Raw genomic sequence first — 1557 nt, forward strand, 5'->3', positions numbered from 1 at the left:
CGATCTCGGCAGACGAGCCGTTCTCCATCACGTACAGCAGCGAGACGATGGCCGAGGTGGGGAAGTAAACGTGGCTGAGCGCACGCCCGGGTTCGTAGAGCACCTGGCCGAGCGACAACTCGACCCATTCGAGCTGGGGTAGCCAGCGCTGCCACTCTGCGTCAGGCAGGGCCGCCAGCAGATGATTCTGCTTCGGGTCGCGGGAAAGGGCCATGTCACGAAGCTCCGCACAAGGTCGGAGCCGGCGTGGAACGCGTACCGCGCCATACCGCCGATGGTGGCGACTATAGGCGCTGACGGAGTCGCGGTATGTTCGCTATCGAACATATCGCCAAAAAAGGGGATGGTCTATCGCTGGTTCTCGTCGCGTCCCGCACCGGCYAAACGCGCGAAGTTGGCCGCATCATGCAGGTTGTCATACGGGATGCAGGCGAAGCGATAGGCACCTTCCTCAAAACGGATCCCCAGCGTGGCCATCAGCGGCAGGTCGRCCTCCGCAGGCGGTGCCGCGACCACCGGTGCCTCGGGCCTGTCGGACTTCAAGCGGTGCGTCCTGGTCATGGTTTGCCTTTCCTAGGGTGCAGCAAGGACGCTAGTCGTACATCGCTGGAGCGTCTGTGCGGTAAGCAACGTTCGCTAGCAATGCCACGGTCCTGCGTTCGCCAGCGCACAGACCGGACCAAGGCGGACCCGGCAGACTCGCCGACGGAGCGCTCCCCATACCCAAAAGGAAGCCTGCGCACTCGGGTGTTGCGATTCGCTGCCCCCGGAGGCTGGGACTTCCCGCCTGCCCCACCGCGCTCCCTTTCGGAAGGACGCCGCAATGTCTGTCACGCTTCACCCGTTCGACGCCCTCGCCGGACCGCCGCCCAAGAAGACCCTCTCCGCACCCCACTACAGCACGGCAGCCACACGGAGACGCACTGCACCGCGCGCTCCCMTGTTCGGACAGCAAGCGGACGCTGCAGCGCCCGCCACTGGCAGGCGCGCCCGTGCGACTCTCGCGCGACTGCGCAAGGTCAACGAGCAGCTGTTGCAGGCCACGCTGCTAGCGCAACGCGGGCAACGCCAGGCAGAACTGGCGCTGAACCGCCAGACGCAGCTGATGGCCGTCGTGGCCCACGAATTGCGCAACCCGCTGATGACCTTGTGCACCACTGCCACGCTGTTGCCGCGCGTTGCCGCCGACAAGATGGCACGCCTGCTGGAGATCATCGAGCGGCAGACTGGCCGCATGTCGCGCGTGATTGGCGATCTGCTCGAGGTGTCGCGGGTGAATGCCGGCAAACTGCGTCTGGAGTTCGGCGATGTCGACATCGCCGACGTGGTCGAGGATTCGCTCGTCACCTGCCGCCATTCGATGGCCCGGCACACGCAGACGCTGCAGCTCGAATTGCCGTCCCCGCCGGGCAGCATACGCGGCGACGCGGTTCGCCTGACCCAGATCTTGAGCAACCTCCTGGGCAACGCGTCCAAGTACACGCCGGCCGGCGGCGAGATCGCCCTCGTCGTGCAACGCACGCCGGATGCCATGGTGYTCACCGTCAAGGACAACGG

General features: G+C 65.7%; 2 protein-coding genes and 1 pseudogene. 1 reads left to right on the top strand and 2 read right to left on the bottom strand.

The features are described 5' to 3' along the window. Positions 1 to 214, bottom strand: a pseudogene (locus AC1DXV_RS34450) (Crp/Fnr family transcriptional regulator); the annotation flags it as partial. A gap of 134 nt (positions 215 to 348) precedes the next feature. Continuing rightward, positions 349 to 561 (bottom strand): hypothetical protein, encoded by a 213-nt coding sequence (locus tag AC1DXV_RS34455; RefSeq protein WP_477938026.1) that lies wholly within the window; start codon positions 559 to 561, stop codon positions 349 to 351. 472 nt (positions 562 to 1033) lie between these two features. Here AC1DXV_RS34455 and AC1DXV_RS34460 point away from each other — a divergent pair. Continuing rightward, the coding region (locus tag AC1DXV_RS34460) for a sensor histidine kinase (protein ID WP_477938027.1) at positions 1034 to 1557 on the top strand (524 nt) is incomplete at its 3' end.

The sequence above is a fragment of the Rhizobacter sp. P3_C12 genome (assembly GCF_056402735.1).